The organism is Bradyrhizobium sp. AZCC 1610 (assembly GCF_036924515.1).
GTDB lineage: Bacteria > Pseudomonadota > Alphaproteobacteria > Rhizobiales > Xanthobacteraceae > Bradyrhizobium.
In genome coordinates, this window is sequence record NZ_JAZHRR010000001.1 from 7,049,143 (window position 1) to 7,069,235 (window position 20,093).

General features: G+C 64.1%; 15 protein-coding genes and 2 pseudogenes. 16 read left to right on the forward strand and 1 reads right to left on the reverse strand.

The features are described 5' to 3' along the window. From V1279_RS34505 to trmB, 7 genes and pseudogenes are all read left to right on the forward strand, one after another. Positions 1 to 1,056, forward strand: coding sequence for a PhoH family protein (locus tag V1279_RS34505; RefSeq protein ID WP_334445203.1), 1,056 nt, complete (start codon positions 1 to 3; stop codon positions 1,054 to 1,056). 83 nt (positions 1,057 to 1,139) lie between these two features. Next, a complete protein-coding gene (gene ybeY, locus V1279_RS34510) occupies positions 1,140 to 1,661 on the forward strand; it encodes an rRNA maturation RNase YbeY (RefSeq protein WP_334445205.1) in 522 nt (173 codons plus the stop codon). A gap of 2 nt (positions 1,662 to 1,663) precedes the next feature. Further along, positions 1,664 to 2,782 (forward strand): hemolysin family protein, encoded by a 1,119-nt coding sequence (locus tag V1279_RS34515; protein ID WP_334445207.1) that lies wholly within the window; start codon positions 1,664 to 1,666, stop codon positions 2,780 to 2,782. Beyond that, a pseudogene (gene lnt / locus V1279_RS34520) lies at positions 2,779 to 4,390 on the forward strand (apolipoprotein N-acyltransferase). The gene V1279_RS34515 and the pseudogene lnt overlap by 4 nt, the downstream one beginning before the upstream one ends. 242 nt (positions 4,391 to 4,632) lie before the next feature. Further along, complete coding sequence (locus V1279_RS34525; RefSeq protein ID WP_334445209.1) at positions 4,633 to 5,055, forward strand: helix-turn-helix domain-containing protein; 423 nt, start codon at positions 4,633 to 4,635, stop codon at positions 5,053 to 5,055. Positions 5,056 to 5,155: 100 nt separating this feature from the next. Then, entirely contained in the window at positions 5,156 to 6,283 is a 1,128-nt protein-coding gene (locus V1279_RS34530) for a M20 family metallopeptidase (RefSeq protein WP_334445212.1), read from the forward strand. After that, on the forward strand, positions 6,283 to 7,020 hold the full coding sequence (trmB, locus tag V1279_RS34535; RefSeq protein ID WP_442894929.1) for a tRNA (guanosine(46)-N7)-methyltransferase TrmB: 738 nt from the start codon (positions 6,283 to 6,285) through the stop codon (positions 7,018 to 7,020). The genes V1279_RS34530 and trmB overlap by 1 nt, the downstream gene beginning before the upstream one ends. Before the next feature lie 218 nt (positions 7,021 to 7,238). On the opposite strand, the gene V1279_RS34540 is transcribed toward trmB, so the two are convergent. Further along, positions 7,239 to 8,309, reverse strand: a complete 1,071-nt coding sequence (locus V1279_RS34540) for a DUF2336 domain-containing protein (RefSeq protein WP_334445216.1) — start codon at positions 8,307 to 8,309, stop codon at positions 7,239 to 7,241. A 341-nt stretch (positions 8,310 to 8,650) separates the two neighbouring features. Between V1279_RS34540 and rimP the strand changes: the two genes are divergently transcribed. The 9 genes and pseudogenes from rimP (at position 8,651) to V1279_RS34585 (ending at position 20,022) form a co-directional block, all read left to right on the forward strand. Next, positions 8,651 to 9,427 carry a ribosome maturation factor RimP gene (rimP, locus tag V1279_RS34545; protein WP_334445218.1) on the forward strand — a complete coding sequence of 259 codons (777 nt, stop codon included), beginning with the start codon at positions 8,651 to 8,653 and terminating at the stop codon, positions 9,425 to 9,427. 2 nt (positions 9,428 to 9,429) lie between these two features. Beyond that, a complete protein-coding gene (nusA, locus tag V1279_RS34550) occupies positions 9,430 to 11,040 on the forward strand; it encodes a transcription termination factor NusA (RefSeq protein WP_334445220.1) in 1,611 nt (536 codons plus the stop codon). A gap of 75 nt (positions 11,041 to 11,115) precedes the next feature. Continuing rightward, positions 11,116 to 11,796 (forward strand): RNA-binding protein, encoded by a 681-nt coding sequence (locus tag V1279_RS34555; protein WP_334445222.1) that lies wholly within the window; start codon positions 11,116 to 11,118, stop codon positions 11,794 to 11,796. A gap of 78 nt (positions 11,797 to 11,874) precedes the next feature. Continuing rightward, complete coding sequence (gene infB / locus V1279_RS34560) at positions 11,875 to 14,532, forward strand: translation initiation factor IF-2 (protein WP_334445224.1); 2,658 nt, start codon at positions 11,875 to 11,877, stop codon at positions 14,530 to 14,532. A gap of 156 nt (positions 14,533 to 14,688) precedes the next feature. Then, positions 14,689 to 15,102: a 30S ribosome-binding factor RbfA gene (gene rbfA, locus V1279_RS34565; RefSeq protein WP_334445226.1), complete on the forward strand. Its 414-nt coding sequence runs from the start codon at positions 14,689 to 14,691 to the stop codon at positions 15,100 to 15,102. A gap of 185 nt (positions 15,103 to 15,287) precedes the next feature. Beyond that, a pseudogene (gene truB / locus V1279_RS34570) lies at positions 15,288 to 16,305 on the forward strand (tRNA pseudouridine(55) synthase TruB); the annotation flags it as partial. A 2-nt stretch (positions 16,306 to 16,307) separates the two neighbouring features. Beyond that, the gene (gene rpsO, locus V1279_RS34575; RefSeq protein WP_074272228.1) at positions 16,308 to 16,577 is read left to right on the forward strand and encodes a 30S ribosomal protein S15; all 270 of its coding nucleotides are present in this window, start codon (positions 16,308 to 16,310) and stop codon (positions 16,575 to 16,577) included. A 319-nt stretch (positions 16,578 to 16,896) separates the two neighbouring features. After that, complete coding sequence (gene pnp / locus V1279_RS34580) at positions 16,897 to 19,050, forward strand: polyribonucleotide nucleotidyltransferase (protein ID WP_334445228.1); 2,154 nt, start codon at positions 16,897 to 16,899, stop codon at positions 19,048 to 19,050. Positions 19,051 to 19,275: 225 nt separating this feature from the next. Then, a complete protein-coding gene (locus V1279_RS34585) occupies positions 19,276 to 20,022 on the forward strand; it encodes a superoxide dismutase (RefSeq protein WP_334445230.1) in 747 nt (248 codons plus the stop codon). Positions 20,023 to 20,093 lie beyond the last annotated feature (71 nt).

Genomic DNA, 20,093 nt, shown 5'->3' on the forward strand with positions numbered 1-20,093 from the left:
TTGCCCAAAAGCGCATCGGATTCGTCTTCGCTCGCTCCTAGCCGCAAATTTGACCGCGACATGCAAATTCCGCCCGAAACCCAGGTCGTCATCGACTTCGACGACAACCGCGCCGCTTCCGCGCTTGTCGGCCCCTACGGACAAAACCTGGCGCTGGTCGAACGGCGGCTCGGCATCGTCGTCGATTCCCGCGGCAACCACATCACCATCGCCGGCTCCCGCGACGGCTGCGACGCCGCGCGGCGCGTGCTGGAGACGCTCTACGCACAGGCTGTGCAAGGTCACGATCTCTCGCAGGGCGAGGTCGAAGGCGCGATCCGCGCCGTGCTCGCACAGGGCTCGCTGTTCGAGTTCGACCCCAAGGCCGCCAAGACCTCGTTCGAGACCATTAACCTGCGCAAGCGCCCAGTGCGGGCGCGAACGGCCGCGCAGGATTCCTACATCCGCGCGCTGAAGCGCCACGAGCTGGTGTTCGGCGTAGGCCCGGCGGGCACCGGCAAGACATGGCTTGCGGTGGCGCATGCCGCACAATTGTTCGAACGCAAGGAAGTCGATCGCATCATCCTGTCGCGGCCGGCGGTCGAGGCCGGCGAGCGGCTCGGCTTCCTGCCCGGTGACTTGCGGGAAAAGGTCGATCCTTACTTAAGGCCGATCTACGACGCGCTGTACGATTTGATGGATTCACGCATTGTCGAGCGCGCGCTGCAGGCCGGCGAGATCGAGATCGCACCGCTGGCGTTCATGCGCGGCCGCACGCTGACCAATGCCGTCATCATTCTCGACGAAGCCCAGAACACGACGACGATGCAGATGAAGATGTTCCTGACCCGGCTCGGCGAGAACAGCCGCATGATCATCACCGGCGATCCGTCGCAGGTCGACCTGCCGCACGGCCAGGCCTCCGGGCTTGCCGAAGCGGTCAAGCTGCTCGACGGCGTCGAAGGCATTGCGCAGGTGAAATTCACCGCGGAAGACGTCATCCGCCATGAACTGGTGGCGCGGATCGTCGCCGCCTATGAGGGATTGCCGCAAAAACCGGCAACCGGCAAATCTTGACCCAACAATCTTCGGCCGTGGACCTGCCACAGGCAGGTCCCGGCCGTAACCCGAACTCTGAAATGCAAAGCGCTGGAACGCCCGTGTCGTCCGCCCTTCCCCTTATCGAGGTTCTCGTCGTCGCCGATTGCTGGCAGACCGAGCCGGAGGCCGAGGCGGTGATCCATCGCGCCATCAATGCGGCAGCCGAAATCGCCGAGGCCGATGTCGCCGAGGCCGAGCTCGCCGTCATGCTGACCGACGATGCCGGCATCCGCACGCTCAACAATAACTGGCGCGGCATCGACAAGCCGACCAACGTGCTGTCGTTTCCGGCATTGCAGCCGACCGCGAGCGCGCCCCCTAACGCGCCGCGGATGCTCGGCGATATCGCGATCGCCTATGAGACTACGCGGAAAGAGGCCGACGACGAGGAAAAGCCGTTCGATCATCATCTCAGCCATCTGGCGGTCCACGGCTTCCTGCATTTGATCGGCTACGACCACGAAAAGGACGCCGACGCCGAAGCCATGGAAGATCTCGAACGGGAGATTCTCGCCCAGCTCGGCATTCCCGATCCGTATACGGATCGAGATCCCTACGCGGACCGGGAGCGGATAGACTGAAAATGCCGGACTCCGACCCGATACAGGACAACCCGCGCGACACGCCCAACCTGCCGGCGGTGGTGAAGGAAGGCGAGGTGCTACGCCCGGCCGCCGACAACTGGCTGATGCGCGCGATCCGTACGCTGTTCGGCTGGAGGGCGGGATCGGTGCGCGCCGATCTTCAGGTCGTGCTCGACGCCTCCACCCCCGATGATGTCGGCTTTTCCGCCATCGAGCGCACCATGCTGCGCAACATCCTCGGCCTGAACGAACGGCGGATCGCCGATGTGATGGTGCACCGCGCCGACATCGTCGCAGTGAAGCGGGATATTCCGCTCGGCGAGCTAATGAGCCTGTTCGAAAGCGCGGCGCATTCGCGGCTCGTGGTCTACAACGAAACCCTCGACGACCCCGAAGGCATCGTTCACATCCGCGACCTTCTGGCGTTCATGACCGCGAAGGCGCGGGTCGGCGATACCACCAAGCCGAAGCGCAAGAAGCCGTTCCCGGCGGGCCTCGACCTGCGCGCGGTCGACCTCGCAATGCCGCTGGCGGAGGCCAACATCATCCGCAAGCTGCTGTTTGTGCCGCCGTCGATGCGGGCGATCGATCTCTTGGCGCAGATGCAGGCCTCGCGCATCCATTTGGCGCTGGTGGTCGACGAATATGGCGGCACCGACGGGCTGGTGTCGATCGAGGACATCGTCGAGCAGATTGTCGGCGAGATCGACGACGAGCACGACAGCGACGAGCCGCCGTCGATCATCCGGCAGGGCGACAATGCATTCATCGCAGACGCCCGCGCCAGCCTCGAGGATGCGCGCCAGATGATCGGCGAGGAATTCGTGACCGGCGAGGCCGGCGAGGAAGTCGAGACGCTGGGTGGCTATCTGGTGGCGCAAGTCGGCCGCCTGCCGGTGCGCGGCGAAGTCATTGCGGGCCCGGGCAATTTCGAGATCGAGGTGCTCGATGCCGATCCGCGGCGAGTCAAGCGGCTGCGGATCGGGATTCGGAAAGAGCGCCCGGCGACGCGCGCGACGCGCGAGCGAAGCCGCCGCGAGGCCGCGCCCGATACCAACGTGCCGCCGACCAATGACAATACACCGCCGACCTCCGGCGATGGAGCCGGCTCGCAGTGATCCCAACCAGCAAATTCCGCCTCGCGGGACTTTCGATCATCCTGGCCTGGGGCTGGAAGCGCGCGATCATCGCGCTGGCCGCGGGTGCCTTGTCAGTGCTTGCGATGGCGCCGTTCAATGCCTGGCCGGTGCTGTTTGTGACCTTTCCGGTCGCGGTCTGGCTGATCGACGGGGCGGCGGCCGGAAAATGGCGCGGTGTGCCGGCGGCGGCGACGTCGGGCTTCTGGTTCGGGCTCGGCTATTTCGTGCCCGGGCTTTATTGGACCGGCAACGCCTTCCTGGTCGATGCGCCGACCTTTGCCTGGCTGATGCCGTTCGCGGTGCTCGGCCTGCCGGCCTACCTTGCCTTGTTTCCGGCGCTCGGCTTCGCGCTGGCGCGCCTGATCTGGACGCGGGATGCTTCGCGGGTGCTGGCGCTCGCGATCGGGCTCACGGTCAGCGAATGGCTGCGCGGCTATGCGCTGTCAGGATTCCCGTGGAATGCCTTCGGTTACGCGCTGTCGGAGCCCTTGGCGCTGGCGCAGGCGGCGTCGCTGATCGGGCTGTGGGGCATGACTTTCCTCAGCGTCGCGATCTTTGCCAGCCCGGCGGCGCTGATCGACGGGTCTTCGCGCGGTCGAAAGCCCTGGATCGCGCCGGCGGCGGCGCTGTCGCTGCTCGTGGTGATGGGTGTCTACGGCGCCGTGCGGCTGTCGCTGCAGCCGACCGCCATGACCAAGGTCAGGCTGCGCATCATGCAGCCGAACCTGCAGCAGGACGTCAAATTCAACTACGCCGCCAAGGCGGAAGTGATGCAGAAATACCTTGCTCTGTCCGACCGCGCTTCAGGACCGCAATCCACCGGCGTGCGCGACGTGCAGATCCTGATCTGGCCGGAATCGGCTTTCCCGTTCTTCCTGACGCGGGAGGCCGACGCGATGGCGCAGATCGCCGAGCTGCTGCCGAAGGGCACGGTGCTGATGACCGGCTCGGTGCGCGCCCCGGACGGACCGCCCGGCGCCCGCGTCAGCCGTGCCTACAACTCGATATATCTGATCGACCATGACGGTGGCGTGCTGTCGGTCTACGACAAGCTGCATCTGGTGCCGTTGCGGCGAATATTTGCCGTTTCAGGAGTGGATGGAAAAGCTCGGCTTCGTGCAGCTTACAAAGGTGCATGGCGGCTTCATTCCCGGCACGCGGCACGGCGCGATGGAGATACCGAATGCGCCGCGCGCGCTGCCGCTGATTTGTTACGAAGCGATTTTTCCCGGAAATGTGGCAGCGCGTGACGATCGCCCCGGCTGGATCGTCAACCTGACCAACGACGGCTGGTTCGGAAATTCGACGGGCCCCTACCAGCACCTGCAGCAGGCGCGGCTGCGTGCGATCGAGGAAGGGCTGCCGATGGTGCGCGCCGCCAACACCGGCATCTCGGCGGTGATCGATCCCTCGGGGCGGATTGTGGCACGGCTCGGCCTCGGCATCGAAGGCGTGCTGGATGCCGGCCTGCCGTCGGCGCTGCCGCCGACGGTTTATGCTCGTCTTGGAGATATTCCGGCTGCCATCATCGTGGCCGCCGCCCTGCTGTTCGTCGTCAGGCGCCGCGCTGCAAAGCAAGCTGCCTGAGATTTGCTCATCGCTGATTGTCACTGGTTTACTAAAAAACGCTGCTGCGCGGTTCCACCTGTTGACATCGCGGCTGCGATTCGCTTTCTGCGGCTGCAAGCCAAGAACAACAACCAGTCACTTCATTGCTCAGATCGTCCCGCAATTCTACCCGATCCTCCGAGCAGGATTTGACGGTACCGGCGCCTGAGGCACAGCCTTCCACTGCCTTATTCCCGGCGCCCATCCCAGGAGTGATGCAGATGTCCACCTCCACCAAAGCGCCCAATCCGGTTGACAAGTATGTCGGCAGCCGCGTCCGGATGCGCCGTATCATGCTGGGTATGAGCCAGGAAAAACTGGGCGAAGCGCTCGGCCTTACTTTCCAGCAGGTTCAGAAATACGAAAAAGGCACCAACCGGGTCGGCGCCAGCCGCCTGCAGCAGATCTCCGAAATATTGCAGGTCCCGGTGTCGTTTCTGTTCGATGGCGGGCCGAGCGGCGCGGTGAATGGCGCGGGCTTCTCCGAAGGCGCCTCCCCGGCCTACGTGTCAGATTTCCTCGCCACATCGGAGGGGCTCGCGCTGACGCGCGCGTTCACGCGCATCAGCGATTCCAAAATGCGGCGCTCCATCGTCGAGCTGGTCGAGCAGATCGCGTCGCGCGACGGCCCCGACCCGCGCTGATTTTCATCCGCACCGGTTTGAGAATTTCGTACTCTGGAATATGCCATCATTTCCCGGTGCGAAATTGCGCATCGTGAAATGACGCGGTATCGGATACGACATGACGACAGCCAATCCATTCGATGCTGCGCCGATCCTCGCGGGCATCCGCCGCTGGGTCGAGATCGAGACCCCGACCGAAGCGCCCGAGCAGGTCAACAAGCTCGCCGACCTCGTCGCTGAAGGTTATCGCGGCCTGCCCGCGACCGTGGAGCGGATCGCCGGGCACTCCGGCTGCGGCGATCATCTGGTGGCGCGCTCGTCATGGGGGCAGGACGCACCGGGCATCCTGGTGCTGAGCCATCTCGATACGGTGCATCCACTTGGATTCATCGAGCGCCTGCCGTTCAAGATTGCGGGTGACAGCGCTTTCGGCCCAGGCATCTACGACATGAAGGGCGGCGCCTATCTCGCCTATCATGCGTTTCGGCAAGTTTGCGCCGACAGCGCGCGGCCGTCGCTCGGCATCACCCAGCTCTATGTCTCTGATGAGGAGATCGGCAGTCCGACCTCGCGTGCGCTGATTGAGAGCGAGGGGCGGAAAGCGAAATATGTGCTGGTCACCGAACCGGCGCGCGACGGCGGCAAGATCGTGACGGGGCGCAAGGGCGTCGGGCGCTTTGAGGTTTTCATCAAGGGCGTGCCCTCGCATGCCGGCACCAGGCCCGAGGACGGCCGCAGCGCCATCCGCGAACTCGGCAACGTCATCCAGACGCTGGAGGCGATGAACGATCTGGCGCGCGGCATCACCGTCAATGTCGGCGTGGTCCGCGGCGGTACCAAGCCGAACGTGATCGCGGAGGAGGCCTATGCCGAGGTCGATTTGCGCGTACCGACGATATCGGATTCCGACGAGCTCACGGCGAAAATCCTCAATCTGAAATCGCGCACCGAGGGCGTCACCGTCAAGGTGATCGGCGAGCTGAATCGCCCGCCGTACGAAAAGAGCAATGCCGGCGCCGCGCTCTACGAGCACGCCAGGACGATTGCGGCCGAGATCGGTTTCGACCTGGTCGATACGTCGACCGGCGGTGGCTCCGACGGCAATTTCACCGCGCCGCATACCGCAACGCTGGACGGGCTCGGCGTCGACGGCCAGGGCGCACATACCCACCACGAGCAGATGTACATCTCCTCGATCGAGCCGAGAGCGCGGCTGTTGTACCGTCTCTATCAGACGCTGCGATGATGACCGCTCCGCGCGATACCGGCGACCGCGACGCGACGCCGGATGACGGCGCGTCGGCACATGCGCGCGGCTCGTTCTTCGGCCGCCGCAAGGGCCACAAGCTCCGCATCCACCAGGCCGACCTGATCGACAATCTGCTGCCGCAACTGGCGCTCGATATCGGGGCGCCCGCACCGGCGCGGCTTGCCGAGCTGTTCGACGATGGACCTGCGGATGTCAGGCTCGAAATCGGATTTGGCGGCGGCGAGCACCTGATCGCGGAGGCGCAAGCCTTTCCCAAGATCGGATTCATCGGCTGCGAGCCCTACGTCAACGGCATGGCCAAGATCCTGACGCAGATCGAGACGCACAACATCAGCAACATCCGCCTCTATGCCGGCGATGCCGCGGAGTTGCTGGCCTGGGCGCCGCCACGATCGCTGGCGCGGATCGACCTGATCCATCCCGATCCCTGGCCGAAGCGGCGGCACTGGAAGCGGCGCTTCGTGCAGGACGCGACGGTCGAGGCGATGGCGCGCATCATCAAGGCCGGCGGCGAGTTTCGGTTCGTCAGCGACATCGACGATTACTGCGCCTGGACGCTGGCGCATCTGATGCGATCGCCGGATTTTCTCTGGACTGCCGAACGCGCCGCCGACTGGCAAAGGCCGTGGGACGGCTACACCATGACGCGCTATGGGCGAAAGGCCGAGCGCGAGGGACGGGTGGCGGCGTATTTGCGGTTTCGGCGGATCTGAGAATTCAGGCGAACTTCATCAGCTCGTCATGCCCGGGCTTGTCCCGGGCATCCACGCCTTACAGGCCGTGCGGCGGCAAAGACGTGGATGGCCGGGACAAGCCCGGCCATGACGGCGAGAGTTTATTGTCCCATCATCCGCCTGCTTCGTATCGGTCATTTCCCACATCATGCGCTTGCGGCGTTCACGCCCGATAGCAATGACGAAAGGCGAGACCGTTACCGCGTCTTCCAGAACGCGACGACGCGCTCGGCGGTCGATGGCATCAGGCGCGTAAAATTCACCCGCGCGTTTTCGATGTCGGCGGGGGACGTGGTCCGGTTCGGACCGAGCCGAAGCAGGATCAGCGCGCGCACGGTGGCCCATTCGATATTGATGGCCTTGCCGGCGATCAGGATCGGATCGTAGCGGTCGCCGCTGATCAGGCGGTCGAGGGTTTCGATCTTGACGCCGGTCATCGCCGACAGCGCGGCGACCGACTCCTCGTATTTGAAGGCCCTGGCGAAGTTGAGTAATGCGCCTTCGCCGAGCATGCCTTCGCGGTGGAGCTTCAGCACGGTGCGCTGCGCCGACATAAAGTCGCGCCGGTCCTCGCGCTCGGACGGGCCGGTGATGGCGGTCATCGCCTGCTTGATGTCGGCCTGCCGCTCGGGCTTGACGACCTGGAACAGGCGGCGACGAACGACGTCGATGGAGCCGGAGAGCAGGTCCTTCAATTGCGTAGGCGACAGATCGTCGCGCTGGCCGAGCCTGATCGTCAGCACGCCATCCTGGCCGGCGCGCTTGATCAGCGTCGAATAGCTGTCCGACGAGAAGGCGGCGCCCGCATTGCCGGCGGCACGCCTGACGACGTTGCGGTCGCCGCGGGCGACGATGACGTCGGTGAGATCGGCTGAAAGCGTGGGCCGTTCCGCCATCGCCAGCAAGTGGCCCTGGCCCTTCACGGACGCAATTTCGACCAGCATCTTTTCGTCGATGAGCGGCGAGCGGCGCAGCAGCGGGCCTGCGATGGCAATTTCATCATCATGGGCGAGTTGGCCGACCAAACCGCGCGGCGCGTTTGCCAGCACCGACAGACGCTCGGCCAGTTCGGCGCGCTCGGCCAGCTCGGCATGCGGCACGAGACTGGTCAGGACACCGTCGAACAGATCGACATGATCGGAGCGGAAGCTCGCCGCACCCTGCAGGAAAAGCTCGCTGATGCGGCGTGCGGCATCGGCGCGGCGCTTGGGGTCGCCGCGACTGATGATGTCGTCGAGTTCCGGGATCAACGATGGTGAAATTATCATGAGCCCGCCCAAACCGGCCTGAATTGGCTGGTTTTCGGGAAATCTAGGCAGCGTTCGTGAATGAAGGGTTAGACCTGGCGCCGGCCTTCAAAGCTTGGCAAAATCGGACTTAACGGGATCGCGGGCCTTGTCGGATTGCGCAAAAAGCGCTATATCCGCGGCAACTTATGGTTCTCATACGATCGCGTATTGAGAGTGGGCCCCCCGGGACCCGCTCTTTTTTATTACCTGAACCTACCCCTGCCCAGAATGGGCGTCAGGCGCGGTTTAAGGGAACCGGCCGGACCGCCGGTTAAGGCCCGGCCTAAACCCATGCAAGTAAGACACTTTTGACCCTGGACATGACCGATCCAACTGCTGGTTCTGTGGATGCCGACCTCTTGGCCGAGCCCCGTCTCGTCGTCGAGCCGGGCGCGGCCGCGCGGGTATCGGCGGTGGCCGGACCGGTTCTGCAGGGAATGGGCTACCGGCTGGTCCGGATCAAGATTTCAGCCGAGGCCGGCTGCACGGTGCAGATCATGGCCGAGCGGCCTGATGGTACGATGCAGATCGAGGATTGCGAGGCGATCTCGCGGGCGCTATCGCCGGTGCTCGACGTCGCCGATCCGATCGACCGCGCCTACCGGCTTGAGATATCCTCGCCGGGCATCGATCGCCCGCTGGTGCGCCGTTCCGATTTCGAGCGCTACGCCGGTCATCTCGTGAAAATCGAAATGGCGGTCGCCCATCAGGGCCGCAAGCGTTTCCGCGGGCTCCTGGCCGGCGTCGAAGGCGATGCCGTGCGGCTACATCGGGATGACATACGCGCGGGCGAAGATGCCGACGTGCTGCTGGTGATGGAAGACATCTCCGACGCGCGATTGGTTCTGACCGACGAATTGATTGCGGAATCGATGCGGCGCGGCAAGCAGGCCGAGCGCGAATTGAAGCAGAATCTCGGGCTGGCGCCGCCACCGCCGCCGCACGCGAAGAAGAGCGATCCGGCCAAGAGCAACAAGCCGAAGCCCAAGATCGCGAGCAAGGCCGGCAACAAGCCGGAGCCGACCAATACAAAGAAACACCGCCTCGCCGCAGAAAGACTGCGCAGGGGCGACACCGATCCTACTGAAGGAGACTAGCCATGGCCGTCAGTGCCAACAAACTCGAGCTGCTGCAGATCGCAGACGCGGTCGCCCGCGAAAAGTCGATCGACCGCGGGATCGTGATCGCTGCGATGGAGGACGCCATCGCCAAGGCGGCCCGCGCCCGTTACGGCAGCGAGACCGACGTTCACGCCGAGATCGACGCCAAGAAGGGTGAGCTGCGGCTGTCGCGCCACATGCTCGTCGTCGAGCAGGTCGAGAACTCCTCGAACCAGATTTCGCTGGCGGACGCGCAGCGCGCCAACCCTGGCGCCCAGGTCGGCGACACCATCGCCGACACCCTGCCGCCGCTGGAATATGGCCGCATCGCCGCACAATCCGCCAAGCAGGTGATCGTGCAGAAGGTGCGCGAGGCCGAGCGCGACCGGCAATACCAGGAATTCAAGGACCGCATCGGCGACATCGTCAACGGCGTCGTCAAGCGCGTCGAATATGGCAGCGTGATCGTCGATCTCGGCCGCGGTGAAGCCATCATACGCCGCGACGAAATGCTGCCGCGCGAGGTGTTCCGCAACGGCGACCGCGTCCGCGCCTACATCTTCGATGTTCGCCGCGAAACCCGCGGACCGCAGATCTTCCTCTCCCGCACCCATCCGCAATTCATGGCAAAGCTGTTCGCGCAGGAAGTGCCGGAAATCTATGACGGCATCGTCGAGATCAAGGCGGTGGCCCGCGATCCCGGCTCACGTGCGAAAATCGGCGTGATTTCAAGGGATTCCTCGGTGGATCCGGTCGGCGCCTGCGTCGGCATGCGCGGCTCGCGCGTGCAGGCGGTGGTGAACGAGCTGCAGGGCGAGAAGATCGACATCATTCCGTGGTCGCCCGACATCGCGACCTTTGTCGTTAACGCGCTGGCGCCCGCCGAAGTCGCCAAGGTCGTGATCGACGAGGACCGCGAGCGGATCGAAGTAGTGGTTCCCGACACCAACAACCAGCTCTCGCTGGCGATCGGGCGCCGCGGCCAGAACGTCCGCCTCGCCTCGCAACTGACCGGCTGGGATATCGATATCCTCACCGAACAGGAAGAATCCGAGCGCCGCCAGGCCGACTTCGAGAACTCCACGCGGGTGTTCATGGAAGCGCTGAACGTCGACGAGGTGGTCGGCCAGTTGCTGGCGTCTGAAGGCTTTACTTCGGTCGAGGAACTCGCGCTGGTCGACGTCAAGGAACTGGCCGGGATCGAAGGCTTTGACGAGGAAACCGCCAACGAGCTGCAGAGCCGGGCCAAGGAATATCTGGAACAGCTCGAGACCGAGCTGGAAAACAAGCGCAAGGAACTCGGTGTGGATGATGCTTTGAAGACGGTGCCCGGCGTGACCTCGAAGATGTTGGTCAAGTTCGGCGAAAACGACATCAAGTCCGTCGAGGATCTGGCGGGCTGTGCGACCGACGATCTGGTCGGCTGGACCGAGCGCAAGGAAGGCAGCGAGCCGACCAAGCACCCCGGCATTCTCGACGCCAACGAGGTCTCACGCGACGATGCCGAGCGCATGATCATGCAGGCCCGCGTCATTGCCGGCTGGATCACCGAAGCCGAACTCGCCAAGGAACCCGAGGCGGCCGAGACCACCGAAGACCAGACGGCGTAATGCGGGTGTTCCGCAAAGCCGAAAATCTTTTCTGCGCGCCGACCGTGCGCAGATGACCGGAGCCACTAAACAGGCATGCTCGCTTTGGCTGACCCCGATCTCGACCGTGGGCCGCGGACCGACAAGTCCGCGACCATGCGGATGTGCGCGGTCAGTCGCGAGGTCCGCCCGATCGACGAGCTGATCCGCTTTGTGGTCGCCCCGTCGGGCGAAGTAATCCCCGATTTGAAGCGCAAGCTGCCCGGCCGCGGCCTGTGGGTCCAGGCCTCGCGCCGGACGGTTGCAGAAGCGGTGCGGCGTCACCAATTTAGCAGAGGCTTCAAGCGCAACGTTCGCGCCGCGGCGACCCTTCCCGCCGATACCGAGGCCCTGCTGGAACGAAGCTGTACCGAGGCGCTGGCCATGGCGGCCAAGGCCGGTCAGGTCATTTCGGGCTTTGCCAAGGTCGAGGGCCTGCTCGAACAGGGCAGGGCCGAAGCTCTGATTCACGCTTCCGACGGCGCGGCCGACGGAATCCGCAAATTGGACGCTATCGCCGGGCAAAGGACCGGAAATATCGGTGAATCGCGGGGTTTACCGATCGTTACCGCTTTAACCTCGGCACAATTGGATTTGGCACTGGGCCGGTCAAATGTGATACATGCTGCGCTGCTCGCGGGCCCGGCGAGCAAAACGTTCCTGTCGCGCTGCCATATCCTGGTTCGATACCGGATGGACGATGACGACAAGACCGGGGACGGCGGCCAGAAATTCTGACGGACGAAGATTGGTTCCGAAGCCTTTGCTTCAATGAATGTGCGGATGCGCACGACGTAACGAGATTAGGACTGCTGAATGGTTGATACCAAAACGCCTGGCGACAAGACTCTGAGTGTTCCGACCAAGACCTTGACGCTGAAGCCGCGGGTCGAGACGGGCACCGTGCGCCAGAGCTTCAGCCATGGCCGGACCAAGCAGGTCGTGGTCGAAAAGCGTGGCAAGCGCCGCGTTGGCGGCGATGCGCCCGCCACTGAAACGCATGCGCCCGAACCGGCCGCCGTCAAGGCGGCGCCCGCAAAGGCTGCCCCCCTCGCCCGCCCTGCGGCAACGCCCGGCGCACCGCGCGGCGGTTCCGGCGTGGTGCTGCGCACCCTGACGGAAGACGAGCGTTCGGCGCGCGCAAGCGCGCTGGCCGACGCCAAGGTGCGCGAAGTCGAGGAACGGCGGCTGGCCGAGGAAGAAGCCAGGCGCCGCGCCAGCAAGGAAGGGATCGAGCAGGCCGAACGCGAAGCCGCCGAAGCCCGCCGCAAGGCCGAGGAAGAACGGCACCGGCTGGAAGAGGAAGCCAAGCGCAAGGCCGAAGTCGAGGCCAAGAAGCGATTTGGCGAGGCCGAGGCCAAGCCCGCGACGGCGCCGACGACCGCTGCGGCCCGACCGGCCGCAGCCCGCCCGGCTGGCGCCCGTCCGACTGCAGCAGCAGTTCCGCCCGCGCGCGCCCCGGGCGTTGCTGCCGACGGTTCCGATGAAGACGAAGGTCCGCGCCAGATTCGCCGCGGCCCCGGCGGCGCCGTCCGTGCCGTGACGCCCCCGAAAACGACCCAGAAGCCGGGTCCGCAGAAGGAACGCGGCCGCCTGACGCTGGTCACCGCGCTCAATGCCGACGACGTGCGCGAGCGTTCGATCGCCTCGTTCCGCCGCCGCACCCAGCGCCTGAAGGGCCACGCTGCCAACGAGCCGAAGGAAAAGCTTATTCGTGAAGTGGTGATCCCGGAAGCGATCACGATCCAGGAACTCGCCAACCGCATGTCGGAGCGCGCGGTCGACGTCATCCGCCTGCTGATGAAGCAGGGCGCGATGCACAAGATCACCGACGTGATCGATGCCGACACTGCGCAACTGATCACCGAGGAAATGGGCCACTCCGTCAAGCGCGTCGCCGCGTCCGACGTCGAAGAGGGCCTGTTCGACGTCGTCGACGATTCCACCGATACCGAGCCGCGCTCGCCGGTGGTCACCGTGATGGGCCACGTCGATCACGGCAAGACCTCGCTGCTCGACGCGCTTCGCCACGCCAACGTGGTTTCGGGCGAAGCGGGCGGCATCACCCAGCATATCGGCGCCTACCAGGTGACCTCGCCGGAAAGCGGCAAGAAGATCACCTTCATCGATACGCCCGGCCACGCCGCGTTCACCGCGATGCGCGCGCGCGGCGCCAAGGTCACCGATATCGTGATCCTGGTGGTGGCAGCCGATGACGGCGTCATGCCGCAGACGATCGAGGCGATCAACCACGCCAAGGCGGCGAAGGTTCCGATGATCGTCGCGATCAACAAGATCGACAAGCCCGACGCCAAGCCGGAGCGCGTACGCACCGAACTGCTGCAGCACGAGGTTCAGGTCGAATCGTTCGGCGGTGAAGTCGTCGACGTCGAGGTTTCCGCCAAGAACAAGACCAATCTCGACAAGCTGCTCGAGATGATCGCGCTGCAGGCCGAACTGCTCGACCTCAAGACCAATTCGGAACGCCCGGCCGAAGGCACCGTGATCGAAGCCAAGCTCGATCGCGGCCGCGGTCCGGTGGCCACCGTGCTGGTTCAGCGCGGCACGCTCAAGGTCGGCGACATCATCGTGGCCGGCGCCGAAATGGGCCGCGTCCGTGCGCTGATTTCGGACCAGGGCGAGAATCTCGACGAAGCCGGCCCCTCCGTGCCGGTCGAGGTGCTCGGCTTCAACGGCCCGCCGGAAGCCGGCGACCGCCTCGCTGTGGTCGAGAACGAAGCCCGCGCCCGTCAGGTCACGAGCTATCGCGCCCACCAGAAGCGCGAGAACGCCGCCGCCTCGATTTCCGGCATGCGCGGCTCGCTCGAACAGATGATGTCGCAGCTCAAGACCGCGGGCCGCAAGGAATTCCCGCTCATCGTGAAAGCCGACGTGCAGGGCTCGCTCGAAGCGATCCTGGGATCGCTGGAAAAGCTCGGCACCGACGAGGTCGCCGCCCGCATCCTGCATGCAGGCGTCGGCGGCATCTCCGAATCCGACGTCACGCTGGCGGAAGGCTTCAACGCCGCGATCATCGGCTTCTCGGTGCGCGCCAACAAGGAAGCTGCGGCTGCCGCGAAACGCAACGGCATCGAGATCCGCTACTACAACATCATCTACGATCTCGTCGACGATATCAAAAAGGCGATGTCCGGCCTGCTCGCGCCGACGCTGCGCGAAACCATGCTGGGCAATGCGCAGATCCTGGAAGTGTTCAACATTTCCAAGGTCGGCAAGGTCGCCGGCTGCCGCGTCACCGACGGCACCGTGGAACGCGGCGCCAATGTACGCCTGATCCGCGACAACGTCGTCGTGCATGAAGGCAAGCTCTCGACGCTGAAGCGCTTCAAGGACGAAGTAAAGGAAGTACAGTCCGGCCAGGAATGCGGCATGGCGTTCGAGAATTACGGCGACATGCGTGCCGGCGACGTGATCGAGTGTTATCGCGTGGAGACGATCCAGCGCAGCCTGTAAGTCGGAACCTTACAGCTTCGTCAGAAGGATATTGAAGTAGGTCGACGTCATGCCCGGCTTTATGCCGGGCATCCACGTCTTGAGAAATCAGCAGCGAGAAAGACGTGGATGGCCGGGACAAGCCCGGCCATGACGATTTGTTTTCGAAGGACGACAATGCCCCGCCATCATACCAAGGGTTCCGCCCCCGGCGGCTCGCAACGGCAATTGCGCGTTGGCGAGACCGTGCGCCATGCCGTCGCCGATATTCTGTCGCAGGGTCATGTGCACGATCCCGATCTCGAAGGCCAAATCATCACCGTTCCCGAGGTGAGGATGTCGCCTGACCTGAAGCTTGCGACGATTTACGTGATGCCGCTCGGCGGCCGCGATACCGATGTCGTGCTCGCGGCGCTCGCGCGCAACAAAAAATTCCTGCGCGGCGAGATCGCGCACCGCGTTAACCTGAAATTTGCTCCTGACCTTCGCTTTCGCGTCGACGAACGATTCGACGAAGCGGAACGGATCGAGAAATTACTGAGAACACCTGCGGTGCAAAGAGACCTCGCACCCGATTCGGACGACAAGTGATGACTATGCCCACCGCCAACGGCGGGATCGCGCAGCAAACTGCCGATTCGCACGACGCCGAAAAAAATATCTTTTCAGGTGAGCCGCGTGGCGACGACAAAGGTCGCGCTGGCGACGATGAACGTCGCGCCGGCGACGGCGAGGGCCGCGCTGGCGAAGACGAGCGTCGCGCCGGCGAAGGCGAACGCCGCAGCAACAACAATCCGCGCCACACCAAGCAGCCGCGCCAGAACAGCCAGCCGCGGCGCGACAAGCGCGACGTTCACGGCTGGGTGGGTGGTGCTCGACAAACCGATCGGCATGACCTCGACGCACGCGGTTGCCGTGCTCAAGCGCCTGTTCCAGGCCAAGCGCGCCGGCCACGCCGGCACGCTCGACCCGCTGGCGTCCGGCGGCCTGCCGATCGCGCTGGGCGAGGCCACCAAGACGGTGGCCTTCGTAATGGACGGCCGCAAGCGCTACCGCTTCACGGTGGCCTGGGGCGAGGAGCGCGATACCGACGATACCGAGGGCCGGGTGGTCAGGACCAGCGAGCTCCGGCCGCAGGCCGACGCGGTCCGGGCCCTGCTGCCGCAGTTCACCGGCCTGATCGAGCAGATCCCGCCGCAATATTCCGCGATCAAGGTCCAGGGCGAACGCGCCTATGACTTGGCGCGGGACGGCGAAACCGTTGAATTGAAGCCCCGGCCGATCGAAATTCACGAATTAGCCCTTGTAGAACATGGAGATAACGGACAGTCCGTGTTCGAGGCCGAGTGCGGCAAGGGCACCTATGTAAGGGCGCTGGCCCGCGATATCGGCCGGATTCTGGGCTGTTTCGGCCATATCTGCGCGTTGCGGCGGACGTTGGTGGGCCCGTTCCGCGAGGCGGACATGATTCCGCTGGAAGAGTTGGAGGCTTTATGCAATAGAGCCGCGTCTGGCGAGGGAAGCCTCGCCGACGCGCTTTTGCCCGTTGAGACCGCGCTGGACGACATCCCGGCACTGGCCGTCACACGGGCTGATGCGGCAAGGCTCCACAGGGGCCAGGCCGTTTTGTTGCGCGGACGGGATGCGCCCAATAGTAGCGGCACAGTCTATGTCACGGTGGCAGGCCGGCTTCTGGCCCTCGCCGAAATTGGCAATGGCGAACTCATCCCCAAGCGCGTGTTCAACCTGACCGGGCTGACTGCCAGTCCCGGTCGCAGCAATGAGAGAGTTTGACGATGTCGATTACCGCCGAACGCAAAGCGGAAGTCATCAAGACGAATGCCAACAAGGCCGGCGACACCGGCTCGCCCGAGGTTCAGGTTGCGATCCTGTCGGAACGCATCAACAACCTCACCGGGCACTTCAAATCCCACGTGAAGGACAATCATTCGCGCCGAGGTCTTTTGAAAATGGTCGCAACACGCCGCTCCCTGCTCGATTACATCAAGCGGAAGGACGAGGCGCGTTACAAGGCGTTGCTCGAAAAGCATAACATTCGTCGTTGATTTGAGAGTACGCGCGCGCAGTTTGCGCGCGTTTTCGCATGATCTTCCGGGAGACGGACTCCGAATTGTTCGGAGACGATCATGCGCAAGGGCATCATCCGAAAATGGATCATGCCCGACAAACGTCCAGCAGCAATCCGGCCGCTGGACAGGGCAAGGTGCCCGTGACTGCCGAGAGGATGGACGCCATCCGAAAGATAAAGACCATGGCAGGATCGCCGAACGCTGATCTCGTATTGCGATCAGCGTCCCGCAATCTTGCGCATGGTCTTTGTGTTTTTGGGCCCCGCTCTCTCGTGAACCCATGAAAGAAACCACTATGTTCAATAAGCATTCCGTCGAGATCGACTGGGGTGGACGTCCCCTCAAGCTGGAAACCGGCAAGATCGCCCGTCAGGCCGACGGCGCCGTGCTCGCCACCTATGGCGAGACCATCGTGCTCGCCACCGTCGTCGCCGCCAAGACGCCGCGCGAAGGCGTCGATTTCCTGCCGCTGACCGTCGACTATCAGGAAAAGACCTACGCCGCGGGCCGCATTCCCGGCGGCTACTTCAAGCGCGAGGGCCGTCCGACCGAAAAGGAGACGCTGGTCTCCCGCCTGATCGACCGCCCGATCCGTCCCTTGTTCGTCGACGGCTGGCGCAATGAAACCCAGGTGATCGTGACGACTCTGTCGCACGACATGGAAAACGATCCTGATATCCTGGCACTGGTCGCCTCCTCGGCGGCGCTGACGATATCAGGTGCTCCCTTCAAGGGCCCGATCGGCGCGGCCCGCGTCGGCTTCATCAACGACGAATATGTGCTCAACCCGACGCTCGACGAAATGGTCGAGACCCAGCTCGACCTGGTCGTCGCCGGCACCGCGGATGCCGTGCTGATGGTGGAATCGGAAGCGAAAGAGCTCAACGAAGACATCATGCTCGGCGCCGTGATGTTCGGCCATCGCCACTTCCAGCCGGTGATCAAGGCGATCATCGAACTGGCCGAGAAGGCCGCCAAGGAGCCGCGCGAAGTCAAGATCGTCGACGAAAGCGCGCTGGAAAAGGAAATCCTCGGCCTGATCGAGCAGGAGCTGCGCTCCGCCTACGCGATCCCGGTCAAGCAGGACCGCTACGCCGCGGTCGGCAAGGCCAAGGAAAAGGTGATGGCGCACTACTTCCCGGAAGGGCAGGAGCCGAAATACGACAAGCTGCGCATCGCCGCCGTGTTCAAGGAACTCGAAGCCAAGATCGTTCGCTGGAACATCCTCGACACCGGCAAGCGCATCGACGGCCGCGATTCCAAGACCGTGCGCAACATCATCGCCGAAGTCGGCGTGCTGCCGCGCGCCCACGGTTCGGCGCTGTTCACCCGCGGCGAGACCCAGGCGATGGTCGTGACCACGCTCGGCACCGGCGAGGACGAGCAGTACATCGACGCGCTGTCGGGAACGTACAAAGAGACGTTCCTGCTGCACTACAACTTCCCTCCCTACTCGGTCGGTGAAACCGGACGCCTCGGCGGCACCAAGCGCCGCGAAATCGGCCACGGCAAGCTTGCCTGGCGCGCGATCCACCCCGTTCTGCCGCCGCACCACGAATTCCCCTACACGGTGCGCGTGGTCTCCGAGATCACCGAATCCAACGGCTCCTCGTCGATGGCCTCGGTGTGCGGCGCCTCGCTGGCGCTGATGGATGCGGGCGTTCCCTTGAAGCGGCCGACCGCTGGCATCGCGATGGGCCTGATCCTGGAAGGTTCGCGCTTTGCGGTTCTGTCCGACATTCTCGGCGACGAGGATCATCTTGGCGACATGGACTTCAAGGTGGCCGGCACCGACCAGGGCATCACCTCGCTGCAGATGGACATCAAGATCGAGGGCATCACCGAGGAGATCATGAAGGTCGCGCTCGGCCAGGCCAGGGACGGGCGTATCCACATCCTCGGCGAAATGGCCAAGGCGTTGACCAATGCCCGCGCCGAGCTCGGCGAATACGCGCCGCGCATCGAGACCTTCAAGATTGCCACCGACAAGATCCGTGAAGTGATCGGCACCGGCGGCAAGGTGATCCGCGAGATCGTCGAGAAGACCGGCGCCAAGGTCAACATCGAGGACGACGGCACCGTCAAGGTCGCCTCCAACGACGGCGAGGCGATGAAGGCCGCGATCAAGTGGATCAAGTCGATCGCCTCCGATCCGGAGATCGGCCAGATCTACGAAGGCACCGTGGTCAAGGTGATGGAGTTCGGCGCGTTCGTGAACTTCTTCGGCGCCAAGGACGGCCTCGTCCACATCAGCCAGCTCGCTTCGGCGCGCGTGCAGAAGACCTCCGACGTCGTCAAGGAAGGCGACAAGGTCAAGGTCAAGCTGCTCGGCTTCGACGACCGCGGCAAGACGCGGCTGTCGATGAAGGTGGTCGATCAGGAGACCGGCGAGGACCTCGAGGCCAAGCAGAAGGCGGAAGCGCCGCAGCGCGAAGCCGCCGGCGAGTAAGGCGTCGCTAAAATGTGAACAAAAGGGCGGCCGAACGGCCGCCCTTTTTTGTTATTCGCCCGAGTTACATTGCCGAGACCACAGCACCTGTGCGATTACGTCGCAGGCTCACGAGGGCAGAAAACGAGACCCGATCGCGCCCGCCGCCCGTAGCTTCGGCGCGCAGCGCCTACGGCGTTCGTTCACACATATTCACCCGGTTCACCTACAGGTAAGGAGAAGTCGATGTCATCCATGTCCCGGCGCCAGTTGATGTTTGCTGCAACCGGTATCGCGGCTGTAGCCGCAGCCCCACGTCTTGTCTTTGCACAGGCCGCCGCTCCTGCCCCGGCCGCAGCCCCAACCGGCCCCTTCACGCTGCCGCCGCTCACCTATCCGACCAATGCGTTCGAACCGCATATCGACGCCAAGACGATGGAAATCCATCACGACCGCCACCACGCCGCCTATATCGCCAACATCAACAACGTCGCCAAGACCCATCCTCAGTTGGGCACGGCGAAGATCGAGGACGTGCTCGGCAATCTGAATGCGCTGGACGACAGCATCAAATTCACCGTCCGCAACAATCTCGGCGGCCATGCCAACCACACCATGTTCTGGGAGATCATGGGCCCGAACGGCGGCAAGCCCGAGGGCGAGGTGCTGGCGGCGATCGACCGCGATCTCGGCGGCATGGAAAAATTCCAGAACGACTTCAACGCCGCCGGCGGACGCCAGTTCGGTTCGGGGTGGGTATTCGTGACCGTAGCCAAGGACGGCAAGCTCGCGATCGAGACCCGCCCGAACCAGGACAACCCGATGATGGACGGCAAGCGGGCCTTGATGGGCAACGACGTCTGGGAGCACGCTTATTACCTGAATTACCAGAACCGCCGCGCGGATTACCTGAAGGCGTGGTGGAATACGGTGAACTGGGCCAAGATCGCGGAGCGCTATGCCGCGGCGAAGGCCGGTACGCTCGGCGCCTGATCGCAATCCCTGTGAAAAAGGGCGGCCTCTCGGCCGCCCTTTTTGTTTCGTTTCCGGATGGCTCGCGCGAA